Origin of the sequence: Streptomyces durmitorensis (assembly GCF_023498005.1) — a bacterium.
GTDB classification, from domain to species: domain Bacteria; phylum Actinomycetota; class Actinomycetes; order Streptomycetales; family Streptomycetaceae; genus Streptomyces; species Streptomyces durmitorensis.
Genome location: NZ_CP097289.1, coordinates 4,354,393 through 4,371,880, shown reverse-complemented (window position 1 = coordinate 4,371,880; position 17,488 = coordinate 4,354,393). Strand labels below are relative to the sequence as shown.

Sequence of the window (17,488 nt, the reverse complement as noted above, 5' to 3'; positions counted from 1 at the left end):
GAGCGTCAACGATGGCGGACGCCAAGGTCATTCCGTTCGACGACGACCGGTCGCGCACGGGTGCGCAGCGCCCGGCGCGGCGCAGGGGCACGGCCCGGCGCAAGAACGATCCGGCAGCCGTGCGTGAGGTCACGGCCATGCCGGGGCAGCAGGACGGGGAGCCGCAGGTGGAGAGGGCCGAGCCGGAGCCCGCGCGGCCGGAGACCAGGGCCGGGGCCGAACCGGAGCCGCGGGGCGGTGGCGGTGGCCTGGAGCGGCGTGTCGCGGGTGGCCTCGCGTTCCTGCGCCGGCGGCTCACAGGTGACTACGAGGTCGACGACTTCGGTTACGACGAGGAGCTCACCGACCAGGTCCTGATGTCCCTGGTGCGGCCGCTGTACGAGAAGTACTTCCGCGTCGAGGTGAAGGGCATCGAGAACATCCCGTCGGAGGGCGGGGCGCTGATCGTCTCCAACCACTCCGGGACGCTGCCGCTCGACGGCCTGATGATGCAGGTCGCCGTGCACGACAACCACCCCGAGGGGCGGCATCTGCGGCTGCTCGCGGCGGACCTCGTCTTCATGCTGCCGGTGGTCAACGAACTGGCGCGCAAGGCGGGGCACACGCTGGCGTGCGCCGAGGATGCCGAGCGTCTCCTTGAGCGGGGCGAGCTGGTCGGGGTGATGCCGGAGGGCTTCAAGGGCATCGGGAAGCCGTTCAGCGAGCGCTACAAGCTGCAGCGGTTCGGGCGGGGCGGCTTCGTCTCCACCGCGTTGCGGGCGGGGACGCCGATCGTTCCCTGCTCGATCGTGGGGGCGGAGGAGATCTACCCGATGATCGGCAACGCGAAGACGCTGGCGCGGGTGCTCGGCTTCCCCTACTTCCCGATCACGCCTACGTTCCCCTGGCTCGGGCCGCTGGGGGCGTTGCCGCTGCCGACGAAGTGGACGATTCAGTTCGGGGAGCCGATCCCCACGGACGGGTATCCGCCGGAGGCGGCCGAGGACCCGATGCTGATGTTCAACCTGACCGATCAGGTCCGGGAGCAGATTCAGCACACGCTGTACAAGCTGCTCGTGCAGCGGCGGTCCGTCTTTTTCTGACCGGACGCCGGACGGGCTGGAACCCACGAGGGTTCCAGCCCGTCCGGCGTCACGGGTACTACTTCGCGTCCTCCTCGTCGATCCCCAGGCCCGGCAGCAGGCCGGGAAGGATCGGCGGCACCGTGACGTCCGGCTTGGCCGGCGGGGATTGCTTGTCGGACGAGTCGCCGTCCGACGGGCTGCTCGGGGTGGTGTCGGACTTCGGGGGGTCCAGGAGACCGCCCGTGTTGCCGCCCAGCAGGCCGTCGTCCTCGCTCTTGTCCGGTGCCGACGGGCGGGGCTCGCCCTTGTCGGCGCTCGAGCCGTCGCCCGCGGACGAATCCGGGGACGAGGGGCTGTCCGGGGTGGAGGACCCGGAGGAGCCGCCCTGACTCGGCTGTCCCGGGGCGTTGCCCTTCTCCGGGGTGCGGGGGAGCAGCGAGCGGAGGGGGTCCACTTCCTGGTCCATCGCGTCGAAGACGGAGCTCACCTGCTCGCCCACGTCCCCGAGCTGGACGGGCAGCCTGCTCTGGAGGTCGCTCCAGCTTCTGCGGTGCGACTCGGCGAAGGCGGACAGGGTCTGGATGGGGCCGAGCGAACCATCCCTTTCGTACGCCTCGTGCAGCAGGCGGTGGCCTTCCGTGGCGTCGTGCCGCATGCCGGAGAGGGCTCGCCTGATCTCGCCCAGGGATTCGTGGTCGAGGTCGCCGCTGCGGCCCCGCTCCATCAGCCGACGGGCTTCGTTCAGGCGCGTCGACGCGTGGTCGAGATAGATCCCGCCCTTGTCGCTGTCGTCGTCGGCCATGCCGAGCTTGAGGTCTTCCATGCCGCGCTTCAGGCCGTACAGCGAATCGCCCGGCAGCGCGTCGGAGCTGGCCGCGGCCACTCCGCTGAACGCCCCGGCCGCCACACCGACGGTGAGCCCGCCCGCGGCGATGCCCTTCGACAGCCTGGAGCGCGGCTTCAGTTTGCGCAGTCCCGTGGCCCGGTGGGCACCCTTGCGGGACCGCTGTTCGGGCACCGAGGTGCCGATCGTCCCACCGCCCGCGGCCGTGCCCTCAAGGAGCATGGCCTCCATGGCAGCTACGAGCTGGGCCCGCTGGACCACTTTGACCTCGGGGTCCAGCTGCGGCTTCGGCAGCTCGCCGAGGTCCGTAGCGAGGGTCAGCATCCGGTCCGGGGCCGTCTGTTCGGACGGCACGGAATCGGGTGTGACGGAACCTTCGGACTGCTCGGCCGCCGGGCCCTGGTCGGATTGCTCCTCCAGGGCCTGGGCGAAGGCGTTCGCCCGCCGGTGTGCCGATACGTTCGCGATCACTGGCGGCACCTCCTCTCGTCATGACGGTCGACTCCCCAGGGGGTCCTGAGGGTTGCACTACCTGAACGCTTCCACACGATCGAGTGAGCGAGTAGGGCGTCCCCTGCTCATTAAGAGCTCGGGGAAGTTCAGGGGGCAACCACAGGGAGCCTGCATCCCGCACAACGAGTGTCGCGGCACTTGGGTTACGGACGGAGGATGATCGGACCGCCCAAATTCCGTGACGGCCATCTGGCCGCCACGGAGGGTGAGTTGAACGCTCCGCACGGCTACAGAGGGCTATTGAGAGGGCTATTGGTGACGCGCGGCGCTAGCGCACGTCGTCCGGCAGGAGCCGGGCCAGCGTGCGGACCGCGCGGTACTGGAGGGTCTTGATCGCGCCCTCGTTCTTGCCCATCACCCGAGCGGTCTCGGCGACCGAGAGGCCCTGCAGGAAGCGCAGGGTCACGCACTCCTGCTGCTGGGGGTTGAGGCGGCGCACGGCTTCGAGCAGTGCGGCGTTGGAGAGGGACTCCAGGACGGAGTCCTCGGGGCTGCGCTCGACCTCATTGGCGTCGAGCATTTCGCCGGTGGTCACTTCGAGGCGGAAACGGCTCGATTTGAAGTGGTCGGCGACCAGGTTGCGAGCGATCGTGACCAGCCAGGCGCCGAAGTCACGGCCCTGCCAGGTGAACGTGCTGATGCGGCGCAGGGCGCGCAGAAAGGTCTCGCTGGTGAGGTCCTCGGCGGTCGCTTTGCCGCCGACGCGGTAGTAGATGTAGCGGTAGACCGTGTCGCTGTACTGGTCGTAGAGACGGCCGAAGGCGTCGGACTCGCCCGCCTGGGCGCGTTCGACGAGGTCCATCATGCGGGCGCTGTCGCTGTCCGCGGCGGGACGGCGGGGGGTGGGGGTTGAGGTGGCGGCAGAGGCGGAACGAGCCCGTCTGCTGACCGCCGCGCCGCTGTCCGCCAGGGCATAGACGGGCCCGGCGGGTGTGGGGACGGCAAATGCGGGGACGGCGGGGCCGGCGTACGCGGTGGGGACGAAGCCGCGCAAGCGGTCGGCGACCGTTGCGCGCAGCGTAGCCAGGCCCGAGGCGTCAACCCCGACGTGTGGGTACACGGGACTCCCAGAGGCAGAGCTTCCATCACGTGCAGTGCGAGACCGTTCACCCGTCGTAGCGACGTGTGGGGTCCGTAATGCGTCTGAGGAGAATAACGCTTCGTACAGGCGGCACTACACCCAGTTGCTCAAATCACCGGTTACGTCGCTTCTGTTACCGGTCTATGCCCGTTCAAGTAGCGCACAGTGAACGGTTGTTGATCGAAAAGGTCCACATTCCGTCTCGGCGCGGGGCGTGTTGTGGCCGAGTGCTACCGGCGTGACTGGCGGGAGCCCGGGTGGGGTAGGACCGAGGGAATGTTCAGTGGCGGCGGCGGTGCAGGGCGATCGCCGCGGCTGTGCCGCCCGCGATGGCGCCGACGCCCGCGGCGGCCGGGATGCCGACCTTGGCGGCCTTGCGGCCGGTGCGGTAGTCCCGCAGGCGCCAGTCCCGCTCGCGTGCGTGCTTGCGCAGCTTCGCGTCGGGATTGATCGCGTACGGATGCCCGACGAGCGAGAGCATCGGGATGTCGTTGTGCGAATCGCTGTACGCGGCGCAGCGGGCCAGGTCCAGGCCCTCCGCCGACGCGAGCGCGCGGACCGCCTCGGCCTTCGCCGGGCCGTGCAGGGGTTCGCCGACGAGCTTTCCCGTATAGACGCCGTCCATGGACTCGGCGACCGTGCCGAGCGCGCCGGTCAGGCCCAGGCGGCGGGCGATGATCGTCGCCGTCTCCACCGGGGCGGCCGTGACCAGCCAGACCTTCTGGCCCGCGTCGAGGTGGGCCTGGGCAAGGGCGCGGGTGCCGGGCCAGATGCGCTCGGCCATGTACTCGTCGTAGATCTCCTCGCCGATGGACATCAGCTCGGCGACGCGGTGGCCCTTGACGATGGACAGGGCGCTGTCGCGGGCGTCCTGCATGTGCTCGGGGTCCTCGACGCCGGCGAGCCTGAACCACGCCTGTTGCCAGGCGAATCGGGCCAGCTCCTGGCGCTCGAAGAACTTCCGCTTGTAGAGGCCGCGGCCGAAGTGGAAGATCGCGGCGCCCTGCATCACGGTGTTGTCGAGGTCGAAGAAGGCGGCGGCCTTGTCGTCGCCGACGACCGGGAACTCCGGCTCCGGCTCCTCGGGAGCGGACGCCCCGGCGAGATCGTCGAGTGCCTCCAGCTCCTGGGAGGACTTGCGCGCTGCCTCAGCCGAGGCCTCGCCTGCCAGCACGCTCCGCGCGGTGGCGGAGCGCCTACGGGGGGTGAGCCATCCGAGAGCGGCCATGTCGTGAGCATAGCTAGTTCGTTCGGTCGTTCCGGAGTCGGCAGGATTCGGTGCTGTGAACTCTCCGCGACCGCACCGTTAAAGAGACGGGCCGCGCGGCGCGTCGGTGGGGCGAGAATGGTGTCATGAGCCCGATTTTTCGCCGTACGGAGAAGAAGAAGCCCCAGGACCGGACGGTCACCTTGATCGGCAAGCCCGGCTGTCATCTGTGTGATGACGCACAGCTGGTGATCGAGAAGGTCTGCGGCGAGCTGGGAGTCGTATGGGAGAAGAAGGACATCACGCAGGACGAAGAGCTCAACAAGGCCTACTGGGAACAGATCCCGGTGGTCCTGGTGGACGGTGAACAGCACACCTTCTGGCGGGTGAACGAAGATCGGCTGCGGCGCGAGCTCGCTCCGTAGTCCGAATCGTCACTGACCGACGAGTCCAAACGGCCCGAATGGTCCCTTAGGATCGTGGGCGGTTTGGTCTCGGGGGCGATGATCGTGAGGAGAGTGTGCGGTTTTGCCCCCATCAAGTGAGCACCGCAGCCTCATGTGTGCCGGTTCCCGGAGCGCACGCCGGGGGCGCGTGACCCCGGTCACGTTGGCCGGGCAAATCGGACACCATCTTTGTGCACGCGTTCACAAAGACATAGCCTGCTTTCGACGGGGCGGTCTGGGGACGTGTGACCGCCTGCAGCCCCGCTCTACCCGCAGGAGCACCGTGGCAACTGGCCGAACTCACCGACCGGCGACCCGCAGCCGAGGGATTCCCGAGGCCACCGTCGCCAGGCTTCCGCTGTACCTCCGAGCCCTCACCGCACTGTCGGAGCGCTCGGTGCCCACGGTCTCCTCCGAGGAGCTCGCGGCCGCCGCGGGGGTCAACTCCGCGAAGCTGCGCAAGGACTTCTCCTACCTCGGTTCCTACGGGACGCGCGGTGTGGGCTACGACGTCGAGTACCTCGTCTACCAGATCTCACGCGAGCTCGGCCTCACCCAGGACTGGCCCGTCGTGATCGTCGGCATCGGTAACCTCGGCGCGGCGCTTGCCAATTACGGCGGGTTCGCCTCGCGCGGCTTCCGTGTCGCCGCGCTGATCGACGCCGACCCGGCCATGGCGGGCACGCCCGTCGCGGGGATGCCGGTGCAGCACACCGACGAGCTCGAGAAGATCATCAAGGACAACGGCGTCTCCATCGGCGTCATCTCCACCCCGGCGGGCGCCGCCCAGCAGGTCTGCGAGCGGCTCGTCGCCGCCGGTGTGACCTCGATCCTGAACTTCGCGCCCACCGTTCTCTCCGTGCCCGAGGGCGTCGACGTACGCAAGGTGGACCTCTCCATCGAGCTGCAGATCCTCGCCTTCCACGAGCAGCGCAAGGCCGGTGAGGAAGCGGCGGCCGACGGCATCGAGCCGCCCGCCGCCGCCAAGCAGCAGCGGAAAGGACCCGACGGGGACGTCCCCGCCGTGATGCCGGCATGAGTCTCCTCGTCGTAGGGCTGAGTCACCGCAGCGCCCCGGTGAGTGTGCTGGAGCGGGCCGCCCTTGCCGCCGACGCGCAGGCCAAGCTCCTTCAGGACACGCTGGCCGCCGAGCCCGCCGCCGAAGCGGCCGTGCTCGCCACCTGCAACCGCATCGAGCTCTACGCCGACGTGGACAAGTTCCACGCGGGCGTCGCCGAGCTGTCCACGCTGCTCGCCCAGCACAGCGGTGTGGGCCTCGACGAGCTCACCCCTTATCTGTACGTCCACTACGAGGACCGAGCCGTCCACCACCTGTTCTCGGTGGCCTGCGGCCTGGACTCGATGGTCGTCGGCGAGGGGCAGATCCTCGGCCAGATCAAGGACGCCCTCGCGCGCTCCCAGGAGCTGCACACCGCGGGGCGCCTGCTCAACGACCTCTTCCAGCAGGCCCTGCGGGTCGGCAAGCGCGCGCACTCGGAGACCGGCATCGACCGGGCCGGGCAGTCGCTCGTGACCTTCGGCCTCGAACAGCTCGCCGGGCGCGAGCCGGTCGAGGCCTGGGCCAAGGGCAAGCGCGCCCTGGTCATCGGCGCCGGATCCATGTCCTCGCTCGCCGCGGCGACGCTCGCGCGGGCCGGGGTCCACGAGGTCGTCGTCGCCAACCGCACCCTGGACCGGGCCCACCGCCTCGCCGAGATCCTCTCCGAGGGCGGCACCGGCACCATCGCGCGCGCCGTGCCGATGGAGCAGGTGGCGACGGAACTGACACGTGCAGATGTCGCGGTCTCCTGCACCGGGGCGACCGGACTCGTCCTGACCGCCGAGGCCGTCGCCGCGGGCGTCGCCGACCGCACGGGCGCGCCCGTCGCCGTGGGCGCCGCGCGCCTGCCGGCGGCCGGATCCCCGTCCGCGGGCGCTTCCGCCCCGCACGGCTCCGAGAACGACACCGACGAGGCGTGCCCGCTCGGGCTCTCCGGCGGTCCTGGTGAAGGGGCGGCCGTCGGCCGCGGGGTCGGGTTCTCCGTCATGGGCGAGGACGCCGTCGCCGGGATGGACGCCGCGACCCTTGAACAGCACGCGGCCTGGGTGGACAACGCACCCGCCGTGCGCCGCGACGACCCGCAGAGCGAGGCCGACACGATCACCGCGCTCGCCGCGGCCGTGACCGCCACCGGGCGGGTGCCCGAGCGCCGCGGTCCCTCGCTCGTCGAGACGGGCAACGTCCTGCTCGCCCTGCTCGACCTGGCCATGCCCCGCGACATCGACGGTGCCGTGCACCGCATCGACGGCGTACGCCTCGTCGACATCGAGTCGCTCGCCGACGCATCCGCCGACGCCCCGATGGCCGACGACGTGGAGAAGGTCCGCGGACTCGTCTCCGACGAGGTCGCCGCCTTCGGCGCAGCCCAGCGGGCCGCGCACATCACGCCGACCGTGGTCGCCCTGCGCACCATGGCCGCCGACGTCGTCGCGAACGAGATCGCGCGGCTCGACGGACGGCTCCCCGGACTTCCGGAGAAGGAGCGCGCGGAGATCACCCAGACCGTCCGCCGCGTCGTCGACAAGCTGCTCCACGCACCCACCGTGCGGGTCAAGCAGCTGGCGAGCGAGCCCGGCGGCGCCGGGTACGCGGACGCGCTTCGCACCCTCTTCGATCTCGACCCGCAGACGGTCGCCGCCGTCAGCAGGGCCGACAAGATCAATGAACCCACCGATCAGAACGCAACGCAAACAGATCCGAATCGAGGCCGGGCATGACCGAGAGGGCACTAAGGCTCGGGACACGGCGCAGCAAGCTGGCCATGGCCCAGTCCGGGCAAGTGGCCGAGACAGTGAGCCGGTTGACCGGCCGCTCCGTAGAGCTCGTGGAGATCACGACGTACGGCGATACGTCCCGTGAGCAGCTGGCGCAGATCGGCGGCACCGGCGTCTTCGTCACCGCCCTGCGTGACGCGCTGCTCGGCGGCGAGGTCGACTTCGCCGTCCACTCGCTGAAGGACCTGCCGACCGCACAGCCGGACGACCTGGCCCTGGCCGCCGTACCGCTGCGCGCGGACCCCCGTGACGTACTCATCGCGCGCGACGGGATGACCTTCACGGAGCTGCCGAGCGGCGCGCGCATCGGCACCGGTTCGCCCCGCCGCATGGCGCAGCTCAACGCCTACGCCCGCAACCACGGGCTCGCGATAGAGACCGTGCCGATCCGCGGGAACATCGACACCCGCATCGGGTTCGTGCACAAGGGGGAGCTCGACGCCGTCGTGCTCGCCGCCGCCGGACTCCACCGCGTCGGCAGGATCGACGAGGTGACCGACTTCCTGTCGGTCGACACAGTTCTGCCCGCCCCCGGCCAGGGGGCACTGGCGATCGAATGTGCCGCGTCCAACGCGTCACTGACCGCCGCGCTCGCCGAGCTCGACGACCCGTACACCCGGGCCGCAGTGACCGCCGAGCGATCCCTGCTCGCCGCCCTGGAGGCCGGCTGCAGCGCACCTGTGGGTGCGTTGGCCGACCTGCTGGCCGACGGGCAGATTGTCAAGGAAATGCGCCTGCGCGGCGTCGTCGGGGCAACCGACGGCTCGACGCTGGTGCAGCTGTCCACCACCGGTCCCGTGCCCGAGACGCATGACCAAGCCTTGGCGCTCGGTCGCGAACTCGCTGCCGAGATGCTTGCCAAGGGCGCGGCCGGTCTGATGGGGGAGCGAGCACTTTGAGCCCCACCTCGAACCTTCCCGGCCTTCCCGCACACGGGCACGTCACCTTCCTGGGTGCCGGACCCGGAGATCCGGGACTACTTACGCTGCGCGCCGTAGAGGCGCTGGCCCGAGCGGACGTGCTGATCGCCGAGCCCGATGTGCTCGACGTCGTCTCCGCGCATGCCAGGGGAGGTGTGGACACACCTCAGCCAGGGACAGTTGACGACGCGTCAGCGATCACCGAAGCGTCCTCGTTGCGAGCCGCCACCAATCTTGTCATGGAGGCAGCACGCGGCGGCAAGCGGGTCGTACGTGCCGTCAGCGGCGACGTCGGCCTCGACACGTACGCCGCGGAGGAGATGCTCGCCTGCGCCGCCGAGGGCATTCCCTTCGAAGTCGTGCCCGGCATCGCGGCGGCGGTCGGTGTACCCGCCTACGCGGGTGTTCCGCTGCGCGACGCCCAGGGCACGGACGTGCGCTTCGTCGACGCGCGCACCGCGTCCGACCGCTGCTGGAGCGAGGTGGGGGCATCGGACGGGACCGTGGTCGTGTCGACCTCCCTGGACTCCGTGGCCGCGGCCGCCGGTGAACTGGTGTCGTCCGGCCGCAAGCCGGACACCCCGATGACGGTGACGATCGCCGGTACGACGACGCGTCAGCGCACGTGGACGGCGACCCTCGGCACGATCGCGCAGGTCCTCAAGCAGGCGAAGGTGCTGCCTTCGCCCGACGGCGGGCAGCCCGTCATAGCCGTGGTCGGTGAGCGGTCCGCCGCTGCCCAGCGTGACCAGCTGTCGTGGTTCGAGTCGAAGCCGCTCTTCGGGTGGCGGGTGCTCGTGCCGCGTACGAAGGAGCAGGCGGCCTCGCTCTCCGACCAGCTGAGCTCCTACGGTGCGGTGCCGCACGAGGTGCCGACCATCGCCGTGGAGCCGCCCCGCACGCCCCAGCAGATGGAGCGCGCGGTCAAGGGGCTCGTCACGGGTCGCTACGAGTGGATCGCCTTCACCAGCGTCAACGCCGTCAAGGCGGTGCGTGAGAAGTTCGAGGAGTACGGGCTCGACGCGCGCGCCTTCGCCGGGATCAAGGTCGCGGCGGTGGGCGAGCAGACGGCTGCCGCGCTCGTCGCCTTCGGCGTGAAGCCCGACCTGGTGCCCAGCGGTGAGCAGTCGGCCGCGGGTCTCCTGGAGGACTGGCCGCCGTACGACCCGGTCTTCGACCCGATCGACCGCGTCTTCCTGCCGCGGGCCGACATCGCCACGGAGACGCTGGTCGCCGGGCTCATCGACCTCGGGTGGGAGGTCGACGACGTCACCGCCTACCGGACGGTGCGCGCGTCGCCGCCCCCGGCGGACACGCGTGAGGCGATCAAGGGCGGCGGCTTCGACGCCGTGCTCTTCACGTCGTCGAGCACGGTGCGGAACCTGGTCGGCATCGCCGGCAAGCCGCACAACGTCACCGTCATCGCCTGCATCGGTCCCGCCACCGCCAAGACGGCGGAGGAGCACGGGCTCCGGGTGGACGTGATGGCTCCGGAGCCTTCCGTCCACAAGCTGGCCGAGGCCCTTGCCGAGTTCGGCACGCGGCGTCGCCTTGCCGCGCTGGAGGCGGGGGACCCCGTCACCCGGCCCAGCGAGCGGCGGCCGGGTTCCCGTAGGCGGCGTACGGCGCCGTAGCCTTCGGCGGCGGACGGAACGCGGCGTACCGTAATCACCGGCTTCGCCGAGTTCGTCCTCAAGTGCCGGACGGGCTAGATCATTTCCCTGGCCCCGGCTGAGATCTTCAGCCGGGGCCGGAGTCTTTTCGTGAGGTGAGAGAGACAGTGACCAAGTACGGATCGTTTCCCGGAGCCCGGCCCCGGCGCCTTCGGACCACTCCCGCCATGCGCCGCATGGTCGCGGAGACGCGCCTTCACCCGGCCGACCTGATCCTGCCCGCGTTCGTACGCGAGGGAATCAGCAGCCCCGTGGAGATCGGCGCCATGCCGGGCGTCGTCCAGCACACCCGCGACAGCCTGAAGAAGGCCGCCGTGGAGGCGATGGAGGCCGGGGTCTCCGGGATCATGCTCTTCGGTGTGCCGGAGGAGTCGAAGAAGGACGCCGCCGGGACCGTCGGCACCGATCCGGACGGGATCCTCCAGGTCGCCCTGCGCGACGTGCGCGCCGAGGTGGGCGACGACCTCATCGTCATGTCCGACCTGTGCCTGGACGAGTTCACCGACCACGGGCACTGCGGTGTCCTCGACTCGCAGGGGCGCGTCGACAACGACGCCACCCTGGAGCGGTACGCCGAGATGGCGCAGGTCCAGGCCGACGCGGGCGCCCACGTGGTGGGCCCGAGCGGCATGATGGACGGTCAGATCGGCGTCATCCGGGACGCGTTGGACCAGGTCGGCCACGAGGACGTCTCGATCCTCGCCTACACCGTCAAGTACTCGTCCGCCTTCTTCGGCCCCTTCCGCGAGGCCGTCGGTTCGTCCCTGAAGGGCGACCGCAAGACCTACCAGCAGGACCCGGCCAACACCCGTGAGTCCCTGCGGGAGTTGGCGCTCGACCTCGAAGAGGGCGCCGACATGGTGATGGTGAAGCCCGCCGGGCCCTACCTCGACATCCTCGCGAAGGTCGCGGACTCGGTCGACGTGCCCGTCGCGGCGTACCAGATCAGCGGTGAGTACTCGATGATCGAGGCCGCCGCCGAGCGCGGCTGGATCGACCGGGACAAGGCGATCATGGAGTCGCTCACCGGCATCAAGCGCGCGGGCGCGAACATGATCCTCACGTACTGGGCCACCGAGGTGGCGCGGCAGCTCTGAGGCCCCTTTCGCCTCTCCCGCTTGACCTCAAGCTTGCTTGAGGTCACAGAGTGGTGTGCATCGGCGTCCGGACGACGGACCGTCGACCTTCTGAGGAGGACGCTATGCACGCCGTTGTTCTGCACGAGTTCGGGCCCGCCGAGAACCTGACGTACGAGACCTTGCCCGACCCCGTCGCGGGGCCGGGCCAGGTGCGGATCGCCGTGCGGGCGGCGGGAGTTCACTTCGTCGAGACCGTCATGCGGCGGGGTGAGGCGAGTGACATGGCGCCGCCGCTGCCCGAGCTGCCCTCCGTCTTCGGCGGGGAGGTCGCGGGGGTCGTCGACGCGGTCGGGCCCGGTGTGGACACCTCGTGGCTGGGGCGGTCCGTAGTGACCCCGCGCAGTGAGCCCGGCGGTTACGCCGAGCTCGCCGTGGCCGACCTCGCGACGCTGCACGAGGTGCCGGACGGGCTCGGGTTCGAGGCCGCCGTGACCATGGTGATGACCGGGGCGACGGCCATGGGGCTCCTGGATTCCGCCCGGCTCACCTCCGACGACGTGGTGCTTGTGACGTCCGCCGCCGGTGGCGTCGGGCGGCTCGTGGTGCAGTACGCCAGTGCGCTCGGGGCGGTGGTCATCGGTGCCGCCGGTGGGCCGGACAAGGTCGAGGCCGTCTGGGGGCTCGGCGCCGATCTCGCCGTCGACTACAACAAGCCCGGCTGGGCGGACCTCGTGCGTGAGCGGCTCGACGGGCGCCAGGTGAGTGTCGTACTCGACGGGGTGGGCGGCGAGAAGTCCGCCGCCGCGTTCGGGCTCATCGGTGAGGGCGGGCGCCATGTGGTCATCGGCTGGTCCTCGCAGGAAGGGTTCGAGCCGGACGCCGGTGTCGTGGAGGAGCGGGGGATCTCCGTCGTCAACGCGCTGCTGGAGTTGATCGAGCGGCCCGAGGACGGCCCCGAGCACCAGAGGCGGGCTCTGGAGGCCGCCGCCAAGGGGGAGTTGACACCTTCGGTGCAGACGTTCCCGCTGGCTCAGGCGGCTCGGGCCCATGCGGCCATGGAACGGCGGGAGACCACGGGGAAGGTCGTGCTGGTTCCCTAGCTCTTCTTGAGCAGGGTCACCAGGCGGGAGAGGCCGTCGGCGCCGTGGCCCTCCTCCACCGCACGGTCGAGGAGGTCCTGGAAGGGCTCGAACGCATCGGTCCGCAGGCCTTGTTCGGCGTACGCCTGGATGAAGTTGGGATATGCCTCGCGGTTCATGGCGAGGTTGGACACGTCGGTGAGGTGCTGGTCGGTGTCGATCGCCTCGGCCGTTTCCGGCACGATCCCGTCCGTCATCGCGACGATCCAGTCCCTGAGCAGCGGCGCGAACTCGCGGGCCGGGATGCCCTCGCTGCCGATCAGCGCGAAGGCCTGGGCGACGCCGAGCGCCATGCCGTACATCCCGGTGAGCAGGGAGAGGTCGTAGAGGGCGGCGAGCCCCGGGTCCTTGCCGACCCACTTGGTGTCGGCGAGGGCCTCCAGGGTGGGGCGGTGCGTCTCGAAGGCGGCCTCGTCGCTGCCGCTGTAGAGGATGTACGCGGCGGGCGTCGCGATCATCTGCGGTACGGCCATGATGCCGCCGTCGATGTACGTGATGCCGTGAGCCGCTGCCCACTGCGCCAACTCCCTTGCCTGGGCGGGGGTTCCGTTCGTGAGGTTCACGAGCGTGCGGCCCGCGAGGGCCTCCGCCTCCGGGGCGAGGAGGGCGCGTACGGCTTCGTTGGTGGTGAGGCAGACGATGATGAGCGGGCTCGCGGCGACGGCGTCCGCCGCGGTGTCCGCCGGGGTCGCGCCCTGGGCGGCCAGGGGGCCGGTCTTGGCGGCGGTGCGGTTCCACACGGTGGTGGGGTGGCCCGCCTTGAGGAGCGCGGAGGCGAGCGCGGTGCCCATGAGGCCGAGGCCGAGGACGGTGACGGGGGACTGCGCGGGCTGAACGGGCTGAACGGGCTGAACGGGCTGAACGGGCTGTGCGGGCATGGCTGTGGGACTCCGATCGGAGGCGTGGGGTGGGAACGCCTTCGATCCTTCCCGGGGGCGGGGAAGCGGACAAGTACCCACTTTTTTGTGCGTACTTACCGGGAGGTTGGTGAGTGGGTGCCGGGGAGGCCGGGGGCGCTTGTCGCTCCTGGCCTCGCGCGGTGTCAGACGGAGACCGGCGCGGCGCCCGTCACCACATCAGCGCGTCGGACGCCGACGTCTGCCAGTACGTGACGTACGCCGAGCTGTCCACGTGGACCCCGCCCCGCGGAAGCTTCACCGCCGCCGGGGCGCCAACGCTGCCGTTCATCGTGCGGTTGGCGAAGTGGACGCCCAGCTCATGGGCCTGACGGCCCTCCGAGCCCTCCGGCGACGACGTGCCGATGGCCGCGTACGCCGTCCGGCCCGGCTTCAGCGTGACGACCGCCTGCGGCGTGCTGTCCTCCAGCCACCCGGTGGCGGACTGCGCCTCGTCGAAGCGGAGGTACGGGGCGCCGTACGCGTAACACGTCTTCGTGCCCGTGTTCTTGGCCTTCAGAAGCAGGTGGTTGAGCGGGCGGTCGACCTGCTCGACGGTGACCTCGGTGGTGGCGGCGGTACAGGTGACCGGCGCCGACTTGGCCGCGGGGGCCGCGGCCGACGCGGCGCCGCCGAGCGCGGTGAGCGAGAGGGCGGCGGTGAGGGGCGCGGCGGCGGTGGCGGCTTTGGCGGTGAATCGCATGGATCGCATGGTGAGTCGCATGGCTGGTCTCTTTCGGTGTGACGGGGGAGACGTGAGCCGCGTCGAGAGGCTCCCGGTTGCGGCGTGTTTGTATGGGCCACAGCTTGTGCGGGGTTCGTCCCTGCGGTCGGCGCGGCACGGCAGTTGGGGGCGTCGGGACATTCGGACGGCTGTGAGCTGCGAGAACTCCGTTCCCTGGAACGGGCGGATGGGATGGAGAGAGCGTGGGGGCGGGCGATCTCGCGGAGTTGCTGCGGGAGCTGAAGGAGAGGTCGGGGCTCAGTTACGGGGCGCTGGCCAAGCGGTTGCACATGTCGACGTCGACGCTGCACCGCTATGTGAGCGGGTCGGCCGTACCGACGGAGTTCGCTCCGTTGGAGCGGCTCGCGCGGGTGTGCGGGGCCTCGCGGGAGGAGATGGTCGAGGTCCACCGGCGGTGGATCCTGGCCGACGCGTCGAGAGGCGACCGCAAGGAGGGGGAGCAGGGGCAGGTGCAGCAGGGGCAGGGGCAGCAGGGGGAGCCCCCTGCCGTCGCGGCACCTGAGGCCGCGGCTGCCCCGTCCGGCCACGGTCGTTCCGGCAGCGGTGCGCAAGGTGACGGCGACTCCCACGGCGGTGACTCCGACGACGGAGCACCCGGCATCGTGATCGGCCGGGCGCCCACGGCGGCGGGGCGGCGCGAGGGGAGACGCCTGCCCAGGGCGCGGGTACTCGTGGCCGCCGGTGTCGTGCTCGCGCTCGGTGCCACCGCCGTCGCCGTACAGGCGGCCTCCGGAGGCGGTGACCGCGACCACGTGTCCAGCGACTCCCCGAGCACCTTCGAAGGGGAGCGGGAGCGGAGCCCGGACGACGCAGGGTCCGCCTCACCCTCCGGGAAGGGCTCGGGGAAGGAGTCCGAGAAGGGCAAGCCGGGCAAGGGGGCGAAGGGCTCCGCCGAGCCGGGTGGCGACGGCAAGGACTCCGGCGGCGAGACCCGGGGGCCCGGCACAGGGGACGGCACCGGGGACGGCGGCAAGGGCGGCGGTACGGGCAAGGCCGGTGTCCCGATGACCGTCTCCACCCAGCCCCAGTACTGGGACAGTCCCTGCGGTCACCCCTACCTCGTCGACAAGGACCCCGGCGACCTCTCGCCGCCCCCCAACGAGCAGGACGCCGCCGGCTGGGTGGACGCGAACGGCGCGGTCTCCGCCAGGAACCAGACCGTGATGCTGACCGTCCAGGGCACGGGCGGCGACACCGTCGTCCTGGAGTCCCTGAACGTCCGCGTCGCCGGAACCAGCGCGCCGCTCGCGTGGAACAACTACAAGATGGGGTATCTCGGCGTCGGCTGCGGAGGCAAGGTGCCCCAGCACTCCTTCGACGTCAACCTGGACGCGTCGGTGCCCCGCCTGAGCCCCCAGTCCGCGGGCGACAGCTTCCCTTACCAGGTGAGCGAGAGCGACCCGGAGGCGTTCTACATCAACGCGACCGCCAACTCCCGCTATGTGCGCTGGTACTTGGAGCTGCGGTGGTCGAGCGGCGCACGGCACGGCACGGTGCGCATCGACGACACGGGCAAGCCGTTCGCGACGAGCGGCGACCAGGGGCGTCAGGTCTACGGGTTCTCGCTCAACAGCAAGAAGTGGACAAAGACGAACCGCGACAACGACGACGTGCCGGACCCGCCGGCGTAGCGGCCAGGGGCCTGTCCCCGGCGCGGTCCGTATTCCGGAATGGCGCGTGTAGACGGCACTTACGTGCCTAGGGTGCGAATCGAGCCATCCGCCCGCGCCGAAGGAGCCGTAGATGACCGCCACAGCCGACGAGGCAATCTCCGCCCCCACCCCGCCGTTCGCCGCGCGCGCGGCCGCGGTCGGGGGCTCGCCCGTACGGGAGATCCTCGCGGTCACCGCGCGTCCCGAGGTCATCAACTTCGCGGGCGGGCTCCCCGCGCCCGAGCTGTTCGACGCGGTGGGCGTCGCCGCCGCGTTCCAGGCGGTCCTGACGACGACGCCCGGCACGGCGCTGCAGTACTCCACGACGGAGGGCGAGCCCGCTCTCCGTGCCGCGATAGCCGCAAGGACCACGGCGCGCGGGCTGCCCACCGACGCGGACGACGTGCTCGTCACCACCGGCTCGCAGCAGGCGCTCTCGCTCCTGGCGACGGCGCTCGTCGAGCCCGGGGACACCGTCCTCGTCGAGAGCCCCTGCTACCTGGCGGCACTTCAGGCCTTCGCCTTCGCGGGCGCCCGCTTGGTGCCCGTGCCGTGCGACGCGGCGGGCATCGACCCGGCCGCGCTCGACGAACTCGTCGCCGCGCACCGGCCGAAGCTGCTCTACACCGTCCCCACCTTCCAGAACCCGACGGGCCGTACGCTGCCCGCCGGGCGGCGCGCGGAGATCGCCGCCGTGGCCGCGCGGCGCGGCCTGTGGATCATCGAGGACGACCCGTACGGGGAGCTGCGGTTCGAGGGCGAACGGGTGCCGTGGATCGCGACGTACCCGGGGGCACAGGACCGCACCGTACTCCTCGGCAGCTTCTCGAAGGTGATGGCGCCGGGCCTGCGGCTCGGCTGGCTGCGCGGGCCCGCGGCGCTGCTGCGGGCGTGTGCGGTGGCGAAGCAGGCGGCGGATCTGCATACGCCCACCGTCAACCAGCTCGCCGCGGCGCGGTACTTGGCGGACAACGACCTGGACGCGCATGTCGCCCGCGTCGCCGGGGAGTACCGCTTGCGCCGGGACGCGATGCTCTCGGGCCTCGCTGACGCGTTGCCACACGGCTCTTCCTGGCTCCGGCCCGAAGGCGGCATGTTCGTCTGGGCGACGCTGCCCGAGGGGTACGACACCGCTGCGCTGCTGCCGGAGGTGGTCAGGCATGACGTGGCGTACGTTCCCGGGGCGCCGTTCTATGCCGGGGCCCCTGATGTCGCGACCCTGCGGATGTGCTTTGTCACGCAGAGCGTCGAGGAGATCGGGGAAGGGCTGCGGAGGCTCGGGGGCGCGCTGGTGGGTTGAGATCTGCGGGCCCGCTGTGGCTGGTCGCGCAGTTCCCCGCGCCCCTGAAGACTTGGCCCGGCGTCCCTTGCAGGGACGCCGGGCCAAGTCACGG

Annotated in this window: 15 protein-coding genes; 10 read left to right on the top strand and 5 right to left on the bottom strand. The window is 70.9% G+C overall.

The features are described 5' to 3' along the window. Positions 1 to 11: 11 nt before the first annotated feature. Positions 12 to 1,082, top strand: coding sequence for a lysophospholipid acyltransferase family protein (locus M4V62_RS19600; RefSeq protein WP_249588549.1), 1,071 nt, complete (start codon positions 12 to 14; stop codon positions 1,080 to 1,082). Positions 1,083 to 1,140: 58 nt separating this feature from the next. On the opposite strand, the gene M4V62_RS19595 is transcribed toward M4V62_RS19600, so the two are convergent. The 3 genes from M4V62_RS19595 to M4V62_RS19585 form a co-directional block, all read right to left on the bottom strand. Further along, the gene (locus M4V62_RS19595; RefSeq protein ID WP_249588548.1) at positions 1,141 to 2,379 is read right to left on the bottom strand and encodes a DUF5667 domain-containing protein; all 1,239 of its coding nucleotides are present in this window, start codon (positions 2,377 to 2,379) and stop codon (positions 1,141 to 1,143) included. A 310-nt stretch (positions 2,380 to 2,689) separates the two neighbouring features. Beyond that, positions 2,690 to 3,481 carry an ECF subfamily RNA polymerase sigma factor, BldN family gene (locus M4V62_RS19590; protein ID WP_249588547.1) on the bottom strand — a complete coding sequence of 264 codons (792 nt, stop codon included), beginning with the start codon at positions 3,479 to 3,481 and terminating at the stop codon, positions 2,690 to 2,692. A 301-nt stretch (positions 3,482 to 3,782) separates the two neighbouring features. After that, positions 3,783 to 4,730 (bottom strand): HAD family hydrolase, encoded by a 948-nt coding sequence (locus tag M4V62_RS19585; protein ID WP_249588546.1) that lies wholly within the window; start codon positions 4,728 to 4,730, stop codon positions 3,783 to 3,785. A 125-nt stretch (positions 4,731 to 4,855) separates the two neighbouring features. Here M4V62_RS19585 and M4V62_RS19580 point away from each other — a divergent pair, with 125 nt between their 5' ends. From M4V62_RS19580 to M4V62_RS19550, 7 genes are all read left to right on the top strand, one after another. Then, the gene (locus M4V62_RS19580; protein WP_249588545.1) at positions 4,856 to 5,134 is read left to right on the top strand and encodes a glutaredoxin family protein; all 279 of its coding nucleotides are present in this window, start codon (positions 4,856 to 4,858) and stop codon (positions 5,132 to 5,134) included. A 304-nt stretch (positions 5,135 to 5,438) separates the two neighbouring features. Then, positions 5,439 to 6,194, top strand: a complete 756-nt coding sequence (locus M4V62_RS19575) for a redox-sensing transcriptional repressor Rex (RefSeq protein ID WP_249588544.1) — start codon at positions 5,439 to 5,441, stop codon at positions 6,192 to 6,194. Then, positions 6,191 to 7,933 carry a glutamyl-tRNA reductase gene (locus M4V62_RS19570; RefSeq protein ID WP_249588543.1) on the top strand — a complete coding sequence of 581 codons (1,743 nt, stop codon included), beginning with the start codon at positions 6,191 to 6,193 and terminating at the stop codon, positions 7,931 to 7,933. Before M4V62_RS19575 ends, M4V62_RS19570 begins: the two co-directional genes overlap by 4 nt. After that, the gene (gene hemC, locus M4V62_RS19565) at positions 7,930 to 8,889 is read left to right on the top strand and encodes a hydroxymethylbilane synthase (protein WP_249588542.1); all 960 of its coding nucleotides are present in this window, start codon (positions 7,930 to 7,932) and stop codon (positions 8,887 to 8,889) included. Before M4V62_RS19570 ends, hemC begins: the two co-directional genes overlap by 4 nt. Then, the gene (locus tag M4V62_RS19560; protein WP_249588541.1) at positions 8,886 to 10,544 is read left to right on the top strand and encodes a bifunctional uroporphyrinogen-III C-methyltransferase/uroporphyrinogen-III synthase; all 1,659 of its coding nucleotides are present in this window, start codon (positions 8,886 to 8,888) and stop codon (positions 10,542 to 10,544) included. Before hemC ends, M4V62_RS19560 begins: the two co-directional genes overlap by 4 nt. A 146-nt stretch (positions 10,545 to 10,690) precedes the next feature. Next, positions 10,691 to 11,680 (top strand): porphobilinogen synthase, encoded by a 990-nt coding sequence (gene hemB, locus M4V62_RS19555; RefSeq protein WP_249588540.1) that lies wholly within the window; start codon positions 10,691 to 10,693, stop codon positions 11,678 to 11,680. Positions 11,681 to 11,784: 104 nt separating this feature from the next. Beyond that, positions 11,785 to 12,762, top strand: coding sequence for a zinc-binding dehydrogenase (locus M4V62_RS19550; protein WP_249588539.1), 978 nt, complete (start codon positions 11,785 to 11,787; stop codon positions 12,760 to 12,762). Here M4V62_RS19550 and M4V62_RS19545 read toward each other — a convergent pair. Then, positions 12,759 to 13,679, bottom strand: a complete 921-nt coding sequence (locus M4V62_RS19545; protein ID WP_249588538.1) for an NAD(P)-dependent oxidoreductase — start codon at positions 13,677 to 13,679, stop codon at positions 12,759 to 12,761. The genes M4V62_RS19550 and M4V62_RS19545 overlap by 4 nt on opposite strands. A gap of 190 nt (positions 13,680 to 13,869) precedes the next feature. Further along, entirely contained in the window at positions 13,870 to 14,400 is a 531-nt protein-coding gene (locus M4V62_RS19540; RefSeq protein WP_249588537.1) for a DUF4232 domain-containing protein, read from the bottom strand. Positions 14,401 to 14,624: 224 nt separating this feature from the next. On the opposite strand from M4V62_RS19540, the gene M4V62_RS19535 reads away from it, so the two are divergent. Continuing rightward, positions 14,625 to 16,073: a helix-turn-helix domain-containing protein gene (locus tag M4V62_RS19535; RefSeq protein WP_249588536.1), complete on the top strand. Its 1,449-nt coding sequence runs from the start codon at positions 14,625 to 14,627 to the stop codon at positions 16,071 to 16,073. Between the two features lie 112 nt (positions 16,074 to 16,185). Further along, the gene (locus M4V62_RS19530; protein WP_249588535.1) at positions 16,186 to 17,394 is read left to right on the top strand and encodes an aminotransferase-like domain-containing protein; all 1,209 of its coding nucleotides are present in this window, start codon (positions 16,186 to 16,188) and stop codon (positions 17,392 to 17,394) included. Positions 17,395 to 17,488 lie beyond the last annotated feature (94 nt).